This window comes from Paraburkholderia fungorum (assembly GCF_046027215.1).
GTDB lineage: Bacteria > Pseudomonadota > Gammaproteobacteria > Burkholderiales > Burkholderiaceae > Paraburkholderia > Paraburkholderia fungorum_D.
Genome location: NZ_JAQQEN010000001.1, coordinates 4,357,504 through 4,374,899 on the forward strand (window position 1 = coordinate 4,357,504; position 17,396 = coordinate 4,374,899).

Genomic DNA, 17,396 nt, shown 5'->3' on the forward strand with positions numbered 1-17,396 from the left:
CTAACGGTACGAAAAGCTACTGCGTAAGCTTTACTCTATTACTTTTACTTGACGCTGACGCCATCAAAGCGTGCGTAGCCGAGCGGCTCAATGCGCATGTCGACCACCTTCTTGCTCGCCGGCTGGTAAACCGTCGAGTGGGCAATCGCCGAGAACGGCAGTTGCTGCGCGAAGATCTGCTGCGCCTGCATGTAAGCCGTCGTGCGCGCGCCCTGATCGGACGTGACGCGACCCTTCTGGATCAGGTCGTCGAACGGCTTGTAGCACCACTTCGAGAAGTTGTTGCCGTTCACCGCTTCGCAACCCAGCAACGTGCCGAGCCAGTTGTCCGGATCGCCGTTGTCGCCGGTCCAGCCGATCAGCATCGTGTCGTCTTCGCCTGCGTGAGCGCGCTTGATGTACTCACCCCATTCGTACGTGACGATCTTCGCCTTCACGCCGATCTTGGCCCAGTCGGCCTGGATCATTTCCGCCATCAGGCGGGCGTTCGGGTTGTACGCGCGTTGCACCGGCATCGCCCACAACGTGATGTCGAAGCCGTTCGGATAGCCTGCCTTCGCCAGCAGGGCCTTGGCCTTGTCCGTGTCGAACGATGCGCTCTTCAGGTTCTTGTCATACGACCATTGCGTCGGCGGCATCGGATTCGTGGCGGCCTGGCCCGCGCCCTGGTACACCGAGTCGATGATCGCCTTCTTGTTGATCGCCATGTCGAGCGCCTGACGCACTTCCACCTTGTCGACCGGCTTGTGCGTCACGTTGTACGCGAGGTAGCCGAGGTTGAAGCCCGGCTGCGACGGCATTGCGATGTTCGCTTCAGCCTTCAGCGGCGCGATGTCGGCCGGACGCGGATAGCTCATCACCTGGCATTCGTCGCGCTTGATCTTCTGCACGCGCACGCCGGCGTCCGGCGTGATCGAGAAGATCAGCTTCGAGATCTTCACCGTGTTCGGCTTCCAGTAATCCGGATTGCCGTCGAAGCGGATCGTCGCGTCCTTTGTATAGCTGCGGAAGATGAACGGACCCGTGCCGACCGGCAACTGGTTGATGTCGGCCGCCTTGCCGGCTTTCATCAGCTGGTCGCCGTATTCACCCGACAGGATCGACGCGTATTCCATTGCCAGATTCTGGATGAAGGGTGCGTTGACTTCCTTCAGCGTGAACTTGACCGTGTACGGGTCGACCTTTTCAACACTGGTGATCAGCTTGTCGAGGCCCATGTCCGTGAAGTACGGGAACTGGACCGGGTAAGCCTTATGAAAGGCCGAGTTCGGGTCCAGCATGCGCTGGAACGTGAACACGACGTCGTCCGCATTGAATTCGCGCGTCGGCTTGAAGAACGACGTGGTCTGGAACTTCACGCCATGACGCAGATGGAACGTGTACGTCTTGCCGTCCGCGGACACTTCCCACTTTTCGGCGAGGCCCGGTTCGACCTTGGTGCCGCCGCGTTCGAATTCGACGAGACGGTTGTAGACCGTGAACGTATTAGCCGTGAAATCGGTGCCCGTGGTGTATTGGGCCGGATCGAAACCCGCAGGACTGCCTTCTGAGCAGTAAACCAGGGTTTTATTCGGAATCTCAGCGCGCGCGACACTTGCGCCCAGCATCGATGCCGCTGCAGCTGCGACGAGCGTCGTAACACGCGCGGCGCGCAACAGATTGTTTTGCTTCATGTTTCCTCCAGGTTCGTGGCCGGCTCCCGCCGGCGTAGCGCGATCTTACTTGAGCTTGGCTAACACCAACAAGCGGAGGAAATTCCCTCTGTTGACGATCGGAATTCAATCAGGCATGAGCGACGGCCGCACGCCGGCGCTGGCCGGTGCGTGCGGCGCTGAAGGTCGAGCCTGGAAAAAAGCCCACTTGTGCTTATTTCAGGCCAACATTCATGAATTGCGTCGGTCCGAACGGGTCGATCTTGAACCCGGTGACGTCTTTGCTGATCGGCTGATAGACCGTGGAATGGGCAATCGGCGTGAACGGAACCTGTTGTTTAAAGATCTCCTGCGCTTCCGTGTACGCCTTGGTGCGCTCCGCCAGATCGGTCGTGCTGCGGCCTTTCCTGATCAGGTCATCGTAAGGTTTGTAGCACCATTTTGAAAAATTGCTGCCATTGACCGCGTCGCAGCCGAGCAAAACCCCAAGCCAGTTGTCAGGATCGCCATAGTCGCCGGTCCAGCCAATCAGCATCGCCTGGTGCTCACCGGAATGGCCGCGGCGAATGTACTCACCCCATTCGTACGTGGCGATGTTCACCTTGACCCCGATCTTCGCCCAGTCGGCTTGCAGCATTTCCGCCATCAGGCGCGCGTTCGGGTTGTAGGGCCGCTGAACCGGCATCGCCCACAACGTCAGGTCGAAGCCGTCCGGATAGCCCGCCTGCTTGAGCAGCGCTTTCGCCTTGTCGAGGTCGTACGGGGCGTCTTTCAGATTCTTGTCGTAGCCCCATTGCGTCGGCGGCATGGGATTGGTGGCCGCCTGGCCGGCACCCTGATACACCGATTCGATAATCGCTTTCTTGTTGATCGACATATCGAGCGCGCGGCGCACCAGCACATTGTCGAGCGGCTTCTTGGTCGTGTTGTAAGCAATGAAGCCGAGGTTGAAGCCGACCTGATTCGGCATCGCCAGCGACGCCTCGGTTTTGATCCCCGCAATATCGGTGGGACGCGGGTAGGCCATGACCTGGCATTCGCCGCGTTTCAGCTTTTGCAGCCGCACGGCCGGATCGACGGTAATCGCGAATATCAGCTTGCCCACTTTGACCACGCCCGGCTTCCAGTAATCCGGATTGCCGTCGAAACGAATCGTGTCGTCCTTCGTATAGCTGCGGAAAATGAATGGGCCGGTGCCGACCGGATATTGATTGATATCGGACGCTTTACCCGCCTTCAGCAACTGATCGGTATATTCAGCCGACAGAATCGACGCGAACGGCATCGCGATCTGCTGCAAAAAAGGTGCATCGACTTCCTTCAGCGTGAAACGCACCGTGTACGGATCGAGCTTTTCGATCTTTGAAATATTCTTGGCGAGGCCGAGATCGCTGAAATACGGGAACGGCACCGGGTATGCCTTGCGGAAAGGCTGCTCCGGATCGAGCATTCGCTGATAGGTGAGAATGACGTCGTCCGCGTTGAATTCGCGGGTGGGTTTGAAGAACGACGTGGTTTGGAACTTCACCCCATGGCGCAAATAGAACGTGTATTGCAGGCCGTCCTGCGATACGTCCCATTTCTCCGCGAGGCCCGGCTCGATATCGGTGCTGCCATGCGCGAACTCGACCAGCCGGTTGTAGACGGTGTACGAGCCGGCGCTGAATTCGACGCTGGTCGTGTATTGCGCGGTATCGAAGCCTGCCGGACTGCCCTCGGAGCAGAACACGAGGGTCTTGTCGGGCAGCGTGACCGCCTCCGCAGCGGTGGACGAAAGGCCAGCAGCCAGAAGCGCGCACGCGCTCAAAGCCGGCAGACAGGTATGGCGAACTGCAAACAGCAATCGGGATACTGTCATCATGTTCTCCGCACGGCAGCCACGTCAGCTGCGCTTTGATCATAGACAGCACAAAAATCGGGTTCAATGGGGGCTTACGCGCTGCAAGGAAGTCCGCGTTGCACAAATTTGCTGCAACGCAGCAGCCAGCGCCGCATGAAAAAAACCGCGCAGCCTTTTGAGCCGCGCGGTTTTTGTACAACGCTTTCCGACTTCAGACGCGCTTCAGGCGCCCAGCCGTTCACAGATCGCCTTGGTCGCCGCAGCGCCATTGAGCGTGTAGAAGTGCAGGCCCGGCACCTTTGCGTCGATGAGCCGCCCGCACAGGTCCGCCACCACGTCCAGCCCGAACGCGCGAATCGACTCGCGGTCGTCGCCGAAACTTTCCAGCCTGCGCGCCACCCAGCGCGGCACTTCCGCCCCGCACATCTCCGAGAAACGCATCAGCTGCGAGAAGTTCGTGATCGGCATGATGCCCGGCACGATCGGCACATCGACACCCAGCTTCCGCGTATCGTCCACGAAGCGGAAATACGCGTCCGCGTTGAAGAAATATTGCGTGATAGCCGAATTGGCGCCGGCCTTCACCTTGTTGGCGAAGTTTTCCAGATCGTGACGCGGCGAGCGCGACTGCGGGTGGTACTCGGGGTAGCCTGCCACCTCGATCCAGAACCAGTCGCCGAACTCGGCGCGAATGAAGCTCACCAGTTCCGATGCATAGCGCAGTTCGCCGACTTCGCCCATGCCGGACGGCAGATCGCCGCGCAACGCGACGATATGGCGGATGCCATGCGCGCGGTACTCGTTGAGGATCGCGCGCAGGCTCTCTTTCGACGAGCCGATACACGACACGTGCGGCGCCGCCTGGAGCCCTTCCTTCGCCATATCGACGACGGTATCGAGCGTGCCCTGCTGCGTCGAGCCGCCGGCCCCGAACGTGACGGACACGAACTTGGGCTTGAGCGAGGCGAGCTGCGCGCGGGTGGCGCGCAGCTTGTCGACACCTTCCTGCGTTTTCGGCGGGAAGAATTCGAATGAAAGTTCGATCGGGTTCATGGTTCAGTATTTCAACCGAGACTGCGGTTGCCGAAAATGAGCGCGGACAGGAGCCACGAAACGATGCTGTACAGAATCGAGCCGAAGAATGCCGACCAGAACCCCGACACTTCGAAGCCCTTCAGCAGCGACGCGCACAGCCAGAAGCACAGCGCGTTGACCACCAGAATGAAGAGTCCGAGGGTGACGATCGTGACAGGCAGAGTCAACAGGATCAGCACCGGTCGCAGAATCGTGTTGATCAACCCGAGCACCACCGCGACGATCAATGCGGTGCCGAAACTGCGGATATGAATCGACGGAATGAGGTAGGTGATGATCAGGAGCGCGAGCGCGTTGATCAGCCAGGTCAGCAGCACGGTCATGTAGAGCTCCTTGTGGGCAGGATGTCCGGTGAACGAAACGGGGCGGGGGCGGGCATGGCGAACAAAGCGGCGCTCTACGCGCCGCCCTGTCGTCAAACTGTCATGCCCTGGAACTGCCCACGCGTTTAATAGCGGTAGTGATTCGGCTTGAACGGGCCGTTCTTGTCAACGCTGATGTAGCTGGCCTGATAGTCGGACAGCACCGTCAGTTCTGCGCCGATACGACCCAGATGCAGACGCGCGACCTTTTCATCAAGGTGCTTCGGCAACACATAAACCTTGTTTTCGTACTTGTCGCCGTGAACGAACAGCTCGATCTGCGCGATCGTCTGATTCGTGAACGAAGCCGACATCACGAACGACGGGTGGCCCGTCGCGCAACCCAGGTTCACGAGGCGGCCTTCAGCCAGCAGGATCACGCGCTTGCCGTCGGGGAAAATGATGTGATCGACTTGCGGCTTGATGTTTTCCCACGTGTACTGGCGCGTCGAAGCAACGTCGATTTCCGAATCGAAGTGACCGATATTGCAGACAATCGCGTTGTTGCGCATGGCCGCCATATGATCGTGGCCGATCACGTGGAAGTTGCCCGTTGCCGTGACGAAGATGTCGGCCTTGTCCGCGGCGTATTCCATCGTCACGACGCGGTAGCCTTCCATCGCGGCTTGCAATGCGCAGATCGGATCGATTTCCGTGACCCACACGGTTGCGCCCAGACCGCGCAGCGATTGCGCGCAGCCCTTGCCCACGTCGCCATAACCGGCGACCACCGCGATCTTGCCCGCGATCATCACGTCGGTCGCGCGCTTGATGCCGTCGACGAGCGATTCACGGCAGCCATACAGGTTGTCGAACTTCGACTTGGTGACCGAGTCGTTGACGTTGATCGCCGGGAACGGCAGGCGGCCTTCCTTTTCCATCTGATACAGACGGTGCACGCCGGTCGTGGTTTCTTCGGTCACACCCTTGATGTGCGCGAGACGCGTGGAGTACCACACCGGATCCGCTTCGAGATGACGCGCGATCGACTTGTACAGCGCGACCTCTTCTTCGTTTTCCGGCTTCGAGATGACCGAGCGGTCTTTCTCGGCCTTCGAGCCGAGGATCAGCAGCAACGTGGCGTCGCCGCCGTCGTCGAGGATCATGTTGGCGAATTCGCCGTTCGGCCATTCGAAAATGCGGTGCGAGAATTCCCAGTATTCGTCGAGCGACTCGCCCTTGAACGCGAACACCGGCGTGCCGCCTTGCGCAATCGCAGCAGCGGCATGATCCTGGGTCGAGAAAATATTGCACGAGGCCCAGCGCACGTCAGCGCCGAGTGCAGTCAGCGTTTCGATCAGCACGCCGGTTTGAATCGTCATGTGCAGCGAGCCCGCGATACGCGCGCCTTTCAGCGGCTGCGCCGTCTTGTATTCTTCGCGTGTCTGCATGAGACCGGGCATTTCGGTCTCGGCGATGTTCAGTTCCTTGCGCCCCCAGTCGGCAAGCGACATATCGGCGACGAGGAAATCTTGCTTGGTGTTCGAATCGATAACTGCGGCGTTCATCACGCCCTCCTTTCTAAGAAATTGACTAGAAATTTGACGTGAGCGCGGTTCGATGCGGTGGATGGGAGCGCAATGCGCGTCCTGGCCCTCCGATTGAAGCCTTCGAGCCTGGCGGGCGGCCTGCGAATATAGTGATTCGCGGTACCCGTCGCAACGCTCCTCGAAGACGAACGGCGATTGTAGCAAATCGAGATGGCTTCAGGGCGTGATTGGAATGCCGTGTAGGTGTCCTGTCCCGCACAGCATGGATTGACGCGGAACGCCCTCGCGCTGTTACCGCGGCGCTGCTATCGGGGCTAGGTAGCGCTGGCCGGCACGGCGAGCGCCGCTTCCTCGGCCGTGACACGCACTGCACGCAATTGCGCGATGCCCGCGCGCGCAGTTTCGAGGAACTGCCGGGAAACACGGAAGGCGTCGGCCACGTCGGCGGGAGCGGGCTTTTGCAGACCCAACGCAATGCGGAAATAGCCTTCGGCATGAATCCCCGCGTGGTAATGCATGTACACACGCTTCGCATCCGCGAGACGCCGGTTGCCGAAAATCTCGCGCAATGCCCAGGAAAACGCGCCGTCTTCTCCGCCTATGCGGCGAAACAGGTCGTCCATTGGAAAACCGCCCATCGCGGCGTACACCGCGCGGCGGATGATCAGGCTGCTCGGCACGGTATTGCTGAGCGTCGCCGCGTGGATATTGAAATCGGGGTGGCCGGTGAGTTCGACCGGAAAACCCGCGTAGTCGACGTCGAGCCGCACGGATACTTCGGTTGGGTTCTGCGCGAGGAACGCACTCGCCGCGGCTAGCGCGCGAGGCAGGTATTCGTCGTCGGCATCGAGAAAAGCGAGCAGTTCGTGCGACGCATGCATCGCGCCCCAGTTGCGCGCTCGCGCCGCGCCGCCGTTGTAGGGCATCTGCAGCAGGCACACGCGCGAGTCGAGCCGGCCGTATTGCGCGACCACGTCGATTGACGGGTCGGTCGAGCCGTCGTCCACCACCAGGATCTGCGCGGCTTCAGCCTGAATCAGGCAGCTTTCGAGCGCACGGCCGAGCGTTGCCGCGCCGTTGTAGCAGGGAATGATGATCGAGATGGGCGTCATGAGCTGAAACGGGCGAACGGGCCGAACGGTGGGAAGCCGTCGATGGTAGCCCGTCCGCGGCCAGGTCCATCCTGAAATGCCGTGTGCGCGCCGCCCCGCGCGTTGGGGCCGGTCGCGCCGTCGCAGGCAGGGCCTTGGTCGGCCGCGTGTTGGGTCCGCCCGCGTCATGGCAACGTCGCGGCTAGGCCGACCGCACCTTGGCTGGCCGCGCCATCGCCAGCCGCGTCAGATCGGCAACAGCCCAAGCATGGGTGCGAGCAGCACCATCACGACGCCGGCGATCATCATCGTCAGGCTCGCGACCACACCCTCTTCGTTGCCCAGTTCACGTGCTTTCGCGGTGCCCACACCGTGTGCCGCCGCACCAAACAACGCCCCGCGCGCAAGCCGCGTGCGCAGCGGCACGAGTCCCAGCACGAGTTCGCCGAACAGCATGCCGCACACACCCGTGGCGATCACGAACAGCGCGGTCAAATCCCTCGGCGCGTGAATCTTGTCGGAAACGGCGAGCGCGAACGGTGTCGAGATCGAGCGCGTCATCAGACTGCGCTGCAATTCGGGCGACAGGTGCAACAGCTTCGCCAGCACCAGCGAGCCGCCAACCGCCACCACGATGCCCACCGTCACGCCGACCGTCAGCGAGATCCAATGCTGTTTGAGCAAATTGCGGTATTCGTAAATAGGCACGGCGAACGCCACGGTGGCCGGCCCGAGTAGCCACATCAACCAGCGCGTATCCTGGAAGTAAACCGGATACGGAATGTGCGCCAGCACGACAATCGCCGCGAGCACAACCGGCACGGCCAGCAACGGCGTGAGCCACGGCGACCTGAAGCGCGCATAAAGCGCCTTCGACGCGAAGTACAGCACCACGGTCAGCACGAAACAGCCAGCGGCGATGAGGCGGGACGCATCGTCGGCAAACAGGGACGAATAGAGCGTGCTCATGGGCGGGTCCCGGGCGAAGATAGACGATGAAGAAGGATCACGCGCGAGCGGCGTGGCGCGCGACGACCACCCGGCGCAGCGCGAGACGCCGTTCGAGCCGGGCAGCCTGCTCGACAGCGAAGGCCACGGCCACCATCACCATCAACGTGCCGGCGACCACCACCAGCGCGAGGCGCCAGCCGTCGTCGCGAAACAGCCCGCCGTACTGCACGGCGGCGACCGCGGCCGGGATAAAGAACAGCAACATGTCCGAGAGCAGCCAGTCGGCGCCGGCCTTGATCCAGCGAGGCGCGACGCCGCCGCAAAACAGCAGCGCGAGCAACGCGATCAGCCCGACCACGCCGCCGGGCACTGGCAAATGAAGCCGACGCGCGACAAAATCGGCGACAAACCAGACACCGGCCAGCGCGGCGCTCTGCACGGCGATCCGCGTCACGCGCAGGACACCGCTTGCGCGGGCGGCGTTGGCGAATGGGGAGAGAAGCCGGGAGAGAAGCCGGGAGAGAAGCGGCGTGGTCATGGCAAACCCTAGGTGACATTTGATGGAAGTCAGTATAGGTTGCGCTGCAACATAAATATAATGACTTACAATCATCAAAACCATTCCGTTTTGGAATTCTGGAGCCTGTGATCGTGGAACTACGTGCGCTACGGTATTTCGTCGAAGTGGTGCGTCAGCAGAGCTTCACCGCTGCCGCCGAGCAGATGTTCGTCACGCAGCCGACCATCAGCAAGATGGTCAAGTCGCTCGAAGACGAAATCGGTTCGCCGCTGTTGTTGCGCGACGGGCGCCAGATGGTGCTGACCGACGCCGGCCGGATCGTCTATCAGCGAGGCCAGGATGTACTGGCTGCGCACGCGCGGCTGCAAGCCGAGTTGAACGATCTCGATACCCTCGGCCGCGGCGAACTGACCATCGGCATTCCGCCAATGGGTGGTTCGCTCTTCACGCCAGCCATCGCCGCGTTCCGGCAGCGCTATCCAAAAATCGAACTCAAGCTGTTCGAACAGGGTTCGCGCGCGATCGAAACCGCCCTGATCAGCGGAGAACTGGAGTTGGGCGGTGTCCTGCAGCCGGTCGATCCGGAACACATCGACATCCTGCCCATGACGCGCCAGTTGCTGTGGCTGGTCGCACGCACCGGTTCGCGTTGGGACGATCTGAACGAGGTGCCGCTCGCCCAACTGGCCAATGAGCCATTCGTGTTCTACGGCGAGAGTCTTGCGCTCAATGATGTTGTTTTGAATGCGTGCCGCACGGCCGGCTTTGCGCCGACCATTGTCGGGCGCAGCGGCCATTGGGACTTCATGGCGGCGCTCGTGCTGGCCGGGGTCGGCATTGCACTGCTGCCGGCGCCCTACTGCAGGCGGCTCGATGCCGCGCAGTTCACCTGCCGGCCGGTTGTCGAACCGGAGATTCCGTGGGAAATGGCGATCGGCTGGCGCCGCAACGGCTATCTGTCGCATGCGGCGCGCGCCTGGCTCGACGTCGCGCGCGAGGCGCTGCCCGGTCAGGCCGGCGACGATTTCATGCTCGGGCCGGGCATCGGTTTCACCGGCATCACCACGCCGCCGCAGATACCGCAGTCGTAAATCCAGCCACTGGAAACGCGAGCGCGGCAAATGCGGCCACCGCAGCGCGGCCGCCGCAAATGCGGCCACCGCAGCGCGGCCGGCCAATGACAGCATGCCGCGCGGGGCGAACCGGGCGGCATGCGGGTTACTTCATCGACCGCTGCGGTGAGTTACTTCGCAGCGACAAACTCGATGCGGCGGTTGGCGAAGCGCCCGCCTGTGCAAGGCAAGGGCGGTCTTCGATTTCGCACGCACAACTGCATACCGCGCGCAGCCCTTACGCGCGCGACTACCGCGACCGCCGCGCTGCCCGGCAGGCAGTTCAGACCGCATTCATCGTCGCGACCGCGACGCCGGCCAGCGTGGTCGGCGACAGCGTCTGGGAAGCGCGCCGTGTCGCCGCGATCAACTCAGCCGCGCGCTCCCCGATCATCACGGTGGGCGCATTGGTATTGCCGCCGATCAGCGTCGGCATCACCGAAGCGTCGACGATCCGCAGCCCCGACACGCCCCGCACCCGCAACTGCGGATCGACCACCGAGCGAGCGTCACCGCCCATCCGGCAGGTGGCTACCGGGTGGTAGATCGTGTCCGCATGCTCGGCGATGGTCTGGCGCAATTCCGCTTCCGTCTGACCGGGTTGCGTGTACAACTCCTTGCCGCCATGCAGCGAGAGCGAAGGTGCATCGAGAATGCGCCGCGCCATTTGCGTGCCTTCCACCAGCAGATCGAGGTCGCGTGAATCGCTGAAAAACCGCGGATCGATCACCGGCGCGGACCGCGCGTCGGCGCTCGCGAGCGTCACCGTGCCCCGGCTACGCGGCCGCAGCACGCACACATGCAGCGAATAACCGTGGCCCCAGTGCATCTGGCGGTTGTGATCGTCGACCAGCGCCGCGCAGAAATGCAGTTGCAGATCGGGCCGGTCGAGCGTCGGACGGCTCTTCAGGAAGCCACCCGCCTCCGCCACATTGCTCGACAACATACCGCGCCCGTGGCGCATGAAGGTGACGAACTGCGGCAGCATCCGCGCGATGCCGCGCAGCGAAAAGCCGGTCGGCTCGATCGACGACACCCGCTTGTTGATCGTGAAATCGACGTGGTCGATCAGGTTCTGACCGACCTCGGGTGCATCGTGCAGCACCGCAATGCCCTGCGCTTGCAGATGCGCCGCCGGACCAATGCCCGAGCACATCAACAGTTGCGGTGAATTGAATGCCCCGCCGGCCAGCACCACTTCGGCGCGCGCTTCGAGTGTTTCGGTACAGCCGCCGCGCACCATCTCGACGCCGCTCGCGCGCTTGCCGTCAAAGGTCACGCGTAACACGGTCGCTTCGGCGATCGTATGCAGGTTGGGACGCTGCCGGTCGTAGATATAGGCGCGCGCCACGCTGCAGCGGCGTCCGTTGCGCTGCGTCACCTGATAGAAACCCACGCCTTCCTGATCCGCGCCGTTGAAGTCGCTGTTTGGCCGGTAGCCCGCTTCGATCGCGGCCTGGACGAAGCGCGTTGAAAACGGATTGCGATAGCGCAGATCGGACACCGAGAGCGGGCCGTCGTCGCCGTGCCATGCATCGGCGCCGCGCTCGTTACCCTCGGCTCGACGGAAATACGGCAGCACTTCCGCCCACGACCACCCCTCGCAGCCGAGTTGCGCCCATTCGTCATAGTCGAGCGGATGGCCACGCGTGTAGATCATCGCGTTGATCGCGCTCGAACCGCCAAAGCCACGGCCGCGTGGCTGATAGCCCTGACGGCCGCCGAGGCCCGGTTGCGGCGTGGTCAGGTAACCGTAGTTGGTCTTGAGCTTGTGCGGCACGATCGCCGCCACGCCGACCGGCATGTTCACGAACAGATTGCGGTCCGTGTGCGGTCCGGCTTCGATCAGGGCGATTGTCGCGTCCGGGCAGCTATCCGCGAGACGGCTCGCGAGCGAGCAGCCGCCCGAACCTGCACCGACGATGATGTAGTCGTATTGCATGCGCTCCTCCTGGCGGGCCGCGTTGCTCGCAAGCGATTGCGGCACACTTGTCTACGTGTGTTTCATCGGCATTGTAGGGAGCGTTGTGACGGCGCGACCGCTTCACGTCAGAGCGATTCCTCTAAACGAAAGGGCCGCCACGACCCTATGATGAAAGACGCGCAAGCGCCCGCCAGGCCGCTCGCGCACGGCATTCAAACACGGCGCGAGGCGCGCCGCCTTGCCAGCGTGCGGCACGACACGCAGCGATGAAACAGCACACCGTCGATCAGCGCCGGCGCGCATCCGGTAAACGGAGACAGCAGATGGAACCGCACAACACGGGCCTCACTCGCGGCCACACCCACGACGTAACCAATCAGGCGCCGCCGCTCGCGGACTACAACCTGTTTTCCAGTGACACCGCCTTATCCGCCGCCCTCGAACGCGACGGCGCCGGCTGGCATCGCGAGGCGCTGATCCGCGACGGCGCGGCGCTTACCGCGCCGGAAACGCTTGCGCTCGCCGAACTGGCGAACCGCCATGCGCCCGAACTCTTCACGCACAGCCCGCGCGGTGAACGTATCGACGCGCTGGAGTTTCATCCGTCATGGCACACGCTGCTGTCGCTGTTGCGCCGCGAAGGCCTGCATGCGCTGCCGTTTTCCGATCCGCAGCCCGGCGCGATGGCCGCGCGTTGCGCCGGTTACTTCCTGCATGCGCAACTCGAATCGGGTTCGCTGTGTCCGCTGACGATGACCTTCGCCAGCATTCCGGTATTGCAGCGTGAATCCGCGTTGTTCGACACGCTGCGCGAGAAGCTCTACACACGCGAACACGATCCCCGCGACGTGCCCCTCACGCAGAAAAACTCGGCGATGATCGGCATGGGCATGACCGAGAAGCAAGGCGGCTCGGACGTGCGCAGCAATCAGACACGTGCCTATGCCACCCGTGGCAACGGCCGCGGCGCGGAATATCGTCTGGTCGGACACAAGTGGTTTTTCTCCGCGCCGCAATGCGACGCCCACCTCGTGCTCGCCCGCACCGACGATCACGAAGGCCTGTCGTGCTTCTTCGTCCCGCGCTTCGCGCCGGACGGCAGCAAGAACGCGGTGCAGATCCAGCGTCTGAAAGACAAGCTCGGCAATCGCTCGAATGCGAGCAGCGAGGTCGAATTCTTCGACGCCTTCGGCATCATGGTCGGCGAAGAAGGGCGCGGCGTGCCGACCATCATCGAAATGGCGAACTACACGCGGCTCGATTGCGTGATCGGCAGCGCGGCATTGATGCGCGCGGCGCTCGTCCAGGCGATCCATCACGCGCGGCACCGCAGCGCGTTCGGCCGCCGGCTCGCCGAGCAGCCGCTGATGCGAAACGTGCTGGCCGATCTCGCGCTGGAATCGGAAGCCGCCACCGTCCTGTTCATGCGCCTCGCGCATGCTTTCGAAGCATCGTCCGATGCCGCCACCACGTCGCCCGCCGAGCGCGCGTGGCGGCGCATCGTCACGCCCGCGGCGAAGTATTGGGTCTGCAAACGTACGCTCGAATTCACCGGCGAGGCGATGGAAGTGTGGGGCGGCAATGGTTACGTCGAAACCGGTCCGATGGCGCGCTTCTATCGTGAAGCGCCGGTGAATTCGATCTGGGAAGGCTCGGGCAACGTGATGTGTCTCGACGTGCTGCGCGCGATGGAGCGTGAGCCCGAAGCCGCGCAGGCGCTGTTCGCCGCCTGGCAAGCCGACGCGCAAGGGCATGCGGGTTTGCGCGCCGCCCTCGGCAAACTGCTCGCCACCGTCAGCGGCCCCGCCGAAGACCGTGAAGCGTCGGCGCGGCGTATCGCGCAGCAAATCGTGCTGATCGCGCAGGCGACCTTGCTGGTCAAACATGCGCCCGCCGAGATCGCCGACGCCTTCATCGCCACGCGCCTCGCCGACGGCTGCGGCGAAAGCGGGCGGGTGTACGGCACGCTGCCGGTCGCCTTCAACCATGCGGCGATCGTGGAACGGACATTTCCAGTTTGAGCGCCGCACGAGGCCTGTACGCGACGCCGCTCACGCATCAGCTAACCAGAAAGCGCGATCACGCGCACCGACATCCCGCGAGGGAGAGGACACGATGAAGAACGATTTGCCAGAGGTCGTCGCGCTCGAAGCACTGCTGCGCGATCAACGCCATGCTTATTTGCGGGCGCCGTATCCGTCGTGGGAAACCCGTGCGACGCATTTGCGAACGCTGCGCAAGATGCTGCTCGACAACCGCGACGCACTCGCCGACGCGATGAGCGCGGACTTCGGCAATCGTGCGAAAGAGGAAGTGCTGCTCGCCGAATTCCTGCTGGTGAAAGAAGAGATCGACGCCGCGCTCAGGCACGGCAAACGCTGGATGAAAGCGCAGCGCCGCAGCACCAACAAATGGCTTTTGCCGGCGCGTGCGAAGGTGGTGCCGCAGCCGCTCGGCGTGGTCGGCATCATCGTGCCGTGGAATTATCCGGTGCTGCTCGCTGCGGGGCCCCTGATCAGCGCGCTGACCGCCGGCAATCGTGCGATCATCAAGATGTCGGAGTTGACGCCGCGCACCTCGGCGCTGTTCGAACAGCTGATCGGCCAGACGTTCGCACGCGATCACGTTGCCGTGGTGAATGGCGACGCGGCACTCGGCGCCGCCTTCAGCGCGCAGCCGTTCGACCACCTGCTGTTCACCGGCTCGACGACGGTCGGCCACGAAGTCATGCGCGCCGCCGCCGAGCATCTGACGCCGGTGACGCTCGAACTGGGCGGCAAGTCGCCGGCGATCATCGGCGCGCATGCGCGCTTTGACAACGCCGTCGATAACCTCCTCGCCGGCAAGACGCTCAACGCCGGCCAGACCTGCGTCGCGCCTGACTACGTGCTGGTGCCGCGCGGCAAGGAGCAGGCGTTTATCGAGCGGGCGCGCACGCGGATGGCGAAGATGTATCCCGGCTTTGCGGGGAATCGCGACTACACGTCGATCATCTCGGAGCGGCACTTCGCGCGCCTCGAGCGTCTCGCCGACGAAGCGCAGGCCGCCGGCGCGCAACTCCACGCGCTGACCGATGCGTCGCCCGATCCGGCCAGCCGCCGCTTTCCGCCGCTCGCCGTCACCAATGCGCCGTCCGATTGCATGCTGATGCAGGAGGAAATTTTCGGCCCGCTCTTGCCGATCGTCCCGTACGACACCCTCGACGAGGCAATCGCGTGGATCAACGCCCGCCCCCGCCCGCTCGCGCTCTATCTGTATGCCGACGACGCCGCCACCATCGAGCGGGTCACGCACGAAACCATCGCGGGCGGCATGGCGATCAACGAAACGCTGATGCATCTGGCGTGCGAAAGCCTGCCGTTCGGCGGCGTCGGGGCGAGCGGGATGGGGGCATATCACGGCTACGAAGGCTTCGTGACTTTCTCGAAGATGAAGCCGGTATTGACGCAGGCGCGCCTGAACGCCCGCGGATGGGTCTCGCCGCCGTACGGCAAACGGGTGAACGCATTGCTGAAACTGATGATGCGGCTCTGACGCAGCGAGCCCGCTTACCGCGCGGCGGGACCGTCGGCCACGTCGACGGCGACCACATCGGTCACGTCGCGCGGATTGGCCGCAAGATCGTGTGCGGGCTCCACTTCCGCGCCGCTTTCCAGCCGATGCAGCCAGGCCAGCAATTCGGCCACGGCCTGATAAAGCTGCGGCGGGATGCGCGAATCGAGGTCCACCTGCATCAGCAGCGAGACCATTTCCGGCGCCTCGTGCACATACAGGCCGGCGTCCTTGGCCCGCTGCACGATCATCTCGGCGACGAGCCCGTAACCTTGGGCAACCACCCGCGGCGCGGGGTCGCTACCTTTGCTGTCGTAGGCGAGCGCTGCCGCGCTGCGGCGGTGTTTGCGGCTCATCGCATGTCCCAGTCGAAGTCGTCGAGCGACGCGGCTTCCGGCCGTACCGCACGGGCGGCACGGCGTGAGGCCGGCGCCGTTTCCGCCGCCGAAGCTGAGCGCGCATATGCCGAGGCCGCCGCTTGCGCAGCCACCGCACCTGCGGTGCCGGCCGCGGTGACCGGCGCGCCGCCGCCAATCTCGCGAATCGTCAATCCATTCAATTCGATACCCGCCGCTGCCAGCCGCTGGCGAAAGCTGTCGCCCTGCATCGCCAGCCGTGCCGCGCCGCCGGGGCTCGCCTGCACACGCGCGACCAGCCGATTGCCCGTCAGCGTCAATTCCGCGTCGACTGTGCCGAGCGTCGGCAATGAAAGCGTCAAACGCGTGCGCCACGGCTGATCGTCCTCGCTCGCCGCGCCGCCGCCGCTGCGGTCCCATTCGTCGCCGTCCTGCTCGATCGTCCAGTCGAGCTTGGCGCCCGGCCACGCCTCACCGGTCCAGCGAAACTGCCCGGTCGCGAGCATGTCGAGCTGCTGGCGCACCAGCGGAATCGTCGCGGGATGCACCGCAGCCGCCATCGATTGAGCGTTTTGCGACGACCCGCCGTCGGCCAGTTGCGCCGCGGCACTATGCAGGCTCGCGTGCGCCGGCTGGCCGTTCAGGTCGGAAAGCGAATTCGCGAGCACCTCGCCAGCCGCGAAGCGCGCGGCCTGCGCCGTCTGGATCGGCGTCGCGCGGGCGGCGGCGTTGCCGTCCGCTGCATTGTTGGGGGGGTTGCTGGAGGCGTTGTTGGGCGTAGTCCCCGCGCCCTGGCGCGGTGTGCCGTTGGCCGAGGCCGCCTGATCGGCGTCGCTCGCCCAGTCGAGCGGCAATTGCCCCGCGGCCGCCACCAGTCTGTTTTGCGGCTCGCCGCCCAGATCGGCCGGCGAGCGCTGGCCCGCGAGCCACTGCGCCAGATGGGCTTCATAGAACAAGCCGCTGTCGCCAACCGTCCGCTCGAGTGCCGCGGCAAGCGCGGCGACCGGCACCTGCGCGGCCGCCACATTGGCGGTAGCCGTCGTAGCGGCGGTATTCGGATTAGCGGTTGACGGCGAGGAAACGGGAGAACTGGGAGATCCATCGAACAGCGGCAAACCGCCGACTTCGACATCGAGCGCCGGTGCGGCGGGCCAGATCGGCGCCTGGCCGAGCACGGCGAGTGTCGCCTCGCCGCCCGAGCGCACGATCGCATTGAGCGTGAGCGCCACCGCGGACAGCGCGGTCTGCGCGGAAGCCGGCGGCGCAGCCGGCGTGACGACGGCCGGTGCGGGGTCGACGCCGGCCGCGCCGGTCTGCGAGGTCGTCGCAGCGCCAGGCGCAATATTGAGCAGACTGTCGACCCGGCTTGCGAGCAGCGAAGCGATGGCCGTGTCGATTCCGTTCATGCCGATGATTCCTTGGTCACATGTGCGTCGGCGCGCTCAGGCGTG

General features: G+C 63.8%; 14 protein-coding genes and 1 riboswitch. Of the genes, 3 read left to right on the forward strand and 11 right to left on the reverse strand.

Going from position 1 to position 17,396, the window contains the following annotated elements:
- Nucleotides 1–44: 44 nt before the first annotated feature.
- The 8 genes from PQR27_RS19640 to PQR27_RS19675 all read right to left on the reverse strand — a co-directional run bounded on the left by PQR27_RS19640 (nt 45) and on the right by PQR27_RS19675 (nt 9,019).
- A complete protein-coding gene (locus tag PQR27_RS19640; RefSeq protein ID WP_408525168.1) occupies nt 45–1,673 on the reverse strand; it encodes an ABC transporter substrate-binding protein in 1,629 nt (542 codons plus the stop codon).
- A gap of 193 nt (nt 1,674–1,866) precedes the next feature.
- Nucleotides 1,867–3,510, reverse strand: a complete 1,644-nt coding sequence (locus PQR27_RS19645) for an ABC transporter substrate-binding protein (RefSeq protein ID WP_408525169.1) — start codon at nt 3,508–3,510, stop codon at nt 1,867–1,869.
- 204 nt (nt 3,511–3,714) lie between these two features.
- Nucleotides 3,715–4,545 carry a methylenetetrahydrofolate reductase [NAD(P)H] gene (metF, locus tag PQR27_RS19650; RefSeq protein ID WP_408525170.1) on the reverse strand — a complete coding sequence of 277 codons (831 nt, stop codon included), beginning with the start codon at nt 4,543–4,545 and terminating at the stop codon, nt 3,715–3,717.
- A gap of 11 nt (nt 4,546–4,556) precedes the next feature.
- On the reverse strand, nt 4,557–4,910 hold the full coding sequence (locus PQR27_RS19655; RefSeq protein WP_408525171.1) for a phage holin family protein: 354 nt from the start codon (nt 4,908–4,910) through the stop codon (nt 4,557–4,559).
- A gap of 125 nt (nt 4,911–5,035) precedes the next feature.
- Complete coding sequence (gene ahcY / locus PQR27_RS19660) at nt 5,036–6,457, reverse strand: adenosylhomocysteinase (RefSeq protein ID WP_408525172.1); 1,422 nt, start codon at nt 6,455–6,457, stop codon at nt 5,036–5,038.
- Nucleotides 6,458–6,490: 33 nt separating this feature from the next.
- Nucleotides 6,491–6,625, reverse strand: a riboswitch (S-adenosyl-L-homocysteine riboswitch).
- 128 nt (nt 6,626–6,753) lie between these two features.
- Nucleotides 6,754–7,551: a glycosyltransferase family 2 protein gene (locus tag PQR27_RS19665; RefSeq protein WP_408525173.1), complete on the reverse strand. Its 798-nt coding sequence runs from the start codon at nt 7,549–7,551 to the stop codon at nt 6,754–6,756.
- A 225-nt stretch (nt 7,552–7,776) separates the two neighbouring features.
- A complete protein-coding gene (locus tag PQR27_RS19670) occupies nt 7,777–8,499 on the reverse strand; it encodes an LrgB family protein (protein WP_408525174.1) in 723 nt (240 codons plus the stop codon).
- 37 nt (nt 8,500–8,536) lie between these two features.
- Complete coding sequence (locus PQR27_RS19675) at nt 8,537–9,019, reverse strand: CidA/LrgA family protein (protein ID WP_408525175.1); 483 nt, start codon at nt 9,017–9,019, stop codon at nt 8,537–8,539.
- Nucleotides 9,020–9,132: 113 nt separating this feature from the next.
- Between PQR27_RS19675 and PQR27_RS19680 the strand changes: the two genes are divergently transcribed.
- Nucleotides 9,133–10,092 carry a LysR family transcriptional regulator gene (locus tag PQR27_RS19680; protein ID WP_408525176.1) on the forward strand — a complete coding sequence of 320 codons (960 nt, stop codon included), beginning with the start codon at nt 9,133–9,135 and terminating at the stop codon, nt 10,090–10,092.
- A gap of 304 nt (nt 10,093–10,396) precedes the next feature.
- Here the strand turns inward: PQR27_RS19680 and PQR27_RS19685 are convergent, their stop codons facing one another.
- The gene (locus PQR27_RS19685) at nt 10,397–12,055 is read right to left on the reverse strand and encodes a GMC family oxidoreductase (protein ID WP_408525177.1); all 1,659 of its coding nucleotides are present in this window, start codon (nt 12,053–12,055) and stop codon (nt 10,397–10,399) included.
- 305 nt (nt 12,056–12,360) lie between these two features.
- Between PQR27_RS19685 and PQR27_RS19690 the strand changes: the two genes are divergently transcribed.
- Both PQR27_RS19690 and PQR27_RS19695 read left to right on the forward strand, forming a co-directional pair.
- A complete protein-coding gene (locus PQR27_RS19690) occupies nt 12,361–14,058 on the forward strand; it encodes an isovaleryl-CoA dehydrogenase (RefSeq protein ID WP_408525178.1) in 1,698 nt (565 codons plus the stop codon).
- A gap of 94 nt (nt 14,059–14,152) precedes the next feature.
- Nucleotides 14,153–15,571 (forward strand): coniferyl aldehyde dehydrogenase, encoded by a 1,419-nt coding sequence (locus tag PQR27_RS19695; protein WP_408525179.1) that lies wholly within the window; start codon nt 14,153–14,155, stop codon nt 15,569–15,571.
- 14 nt (nt 15,572–15,585) lie between these two features.
- Here PQR27_RS19695 and PQR27_RS19700 read toward each other — a convergent pair whose 3' ends face one another.
- Both PQR27_RS19700 and PQR27_RS19705 read right to left on the reverse strand, forming a co-directional pair.
- On the reverse strand, nt 15,586–15,945 hold the full coding sequence (locus PQR27_RS19700; protein WP_408525180.1) for an EscU/YscU/HrcU family type III secretion system export apparatus switch protein: 360 nt from the start codon (nt 15,943–15,945) through the stop codon (nt 15,586–15,588).
- The gene (locus PQR27_RS19705) at nt 15,942–17,351 is read right to left on the reverse strand and encodes a flagellar hook-length control protein FliK (RefSeq protein ID WP_408525181.1); all 1,410 of its coding nucleotides are present in this window, start codon (nt 17,349–17,351) and stop codon (nt 15,942–15,944) included. The genes PQR27_RS19700 and PQR27_RS19705 overlap by 4 nt, the downstream gene beginning before the upstream one ends.
- Between the last annotated feature and the right edge of the window lie 45 nt (nt 17,352–17,396).

Excerpts from the sequence above, each read along its gene's own strand:
- PQR27_RS19665 (WP_408525173.1), bottom strand. The coding sequence starts at position 7,551 with ATGACGCCCATCTCGATCATCATTCCCTGCTACAACGGCGCGGCAACG.
- ahcY (WP_408525172.1), bottom strand. The coding sequence starts at position 6,457 with ATGAACGCCGCAGTTATCGATTCGAACACCAAGCAAGATTTCCTCGTC.
- PQR27_RS19705 (WP_408525181.1), bottom strand. The coding sequence starts at position 17,351 with ATGAACGGAATCGACACGGCCATCGCTTCGCTGCTCGCAAGCCGGGTC.
- PQR27_RS19695 (WP_408525179.1), top strand. The coding sequence starts at position 14,153 with ATGAAGAACGATTTGCCAGAGGTCGTCGCGCTCGAAGCACTGCTGCGC.
- PQR27_RS19645 (WP_408525169.1), bottom strand. The coding sequence starts at position 3,510 with ATGACAGTATCCCGATTGCTGTTTGCAGTTCGCCATACCTGTCTGCCG.
- PQR27_RS19685 (WP_408525177.1), bottom strand. The coding sequence starts at position 12,055 with ATGCAATACGACTACATCATCGTCGGTGCAGGTTCGGGCGGCTGCTCG.
- PQR27_RS19670 (WP_408525174.1), bottom strand. The coding sequence starts at position 8,499 with ATGAGCACGCTCTATTCGTCCCTGTTTGCCGACGATGCGTCCCGCCTC.
- PQR27_RS19655 (WP_408525171.1), bottom strand. The coding sequence starts at position 4,910 with ATGACCGTGCTGCTGACCTGGCTGATCAACGCGCTCGCGCTCCTGATC.
- PQR27_RS19640 (WP_408525168.1), bottom strand. The coding sequence starts at position 1,673 with ATGAAGCAAAACAATCTGTTGCGCGCCGCGCGTGTTACGACGCTCGTC.
- PQR27_RS19675 (WP_408525175.1), bottom strand. The coding sequence starts at position 9,019 with ATGACCACGCCGCTTCTCTCCCGGCTTCTCTCCCGGCTTCTCTCCCCA.
- PQR27_RS19690 (WP_408525178.1), top strand. The coding sequence starts at position 12,361 with ATGGAACCGCACAACACGGGCCTCACTCGCGGCCACACCCACGACGTA.
- PQR27_RS19700 (WP_408525180.1), bottom strand. The coding sequence starts at position 15,945 with ATGAGCCGCAAACACCGCCGCAGCGCGGCAGCGCTCGCCTACGACAGC.
- metF (WP_408525170.1), bottom strand. The coding sequence starts at position 4,545 with ATGAACCCGATCGAACTTTCATTCGAATTCTTCCCGCCGAAAACGCAG.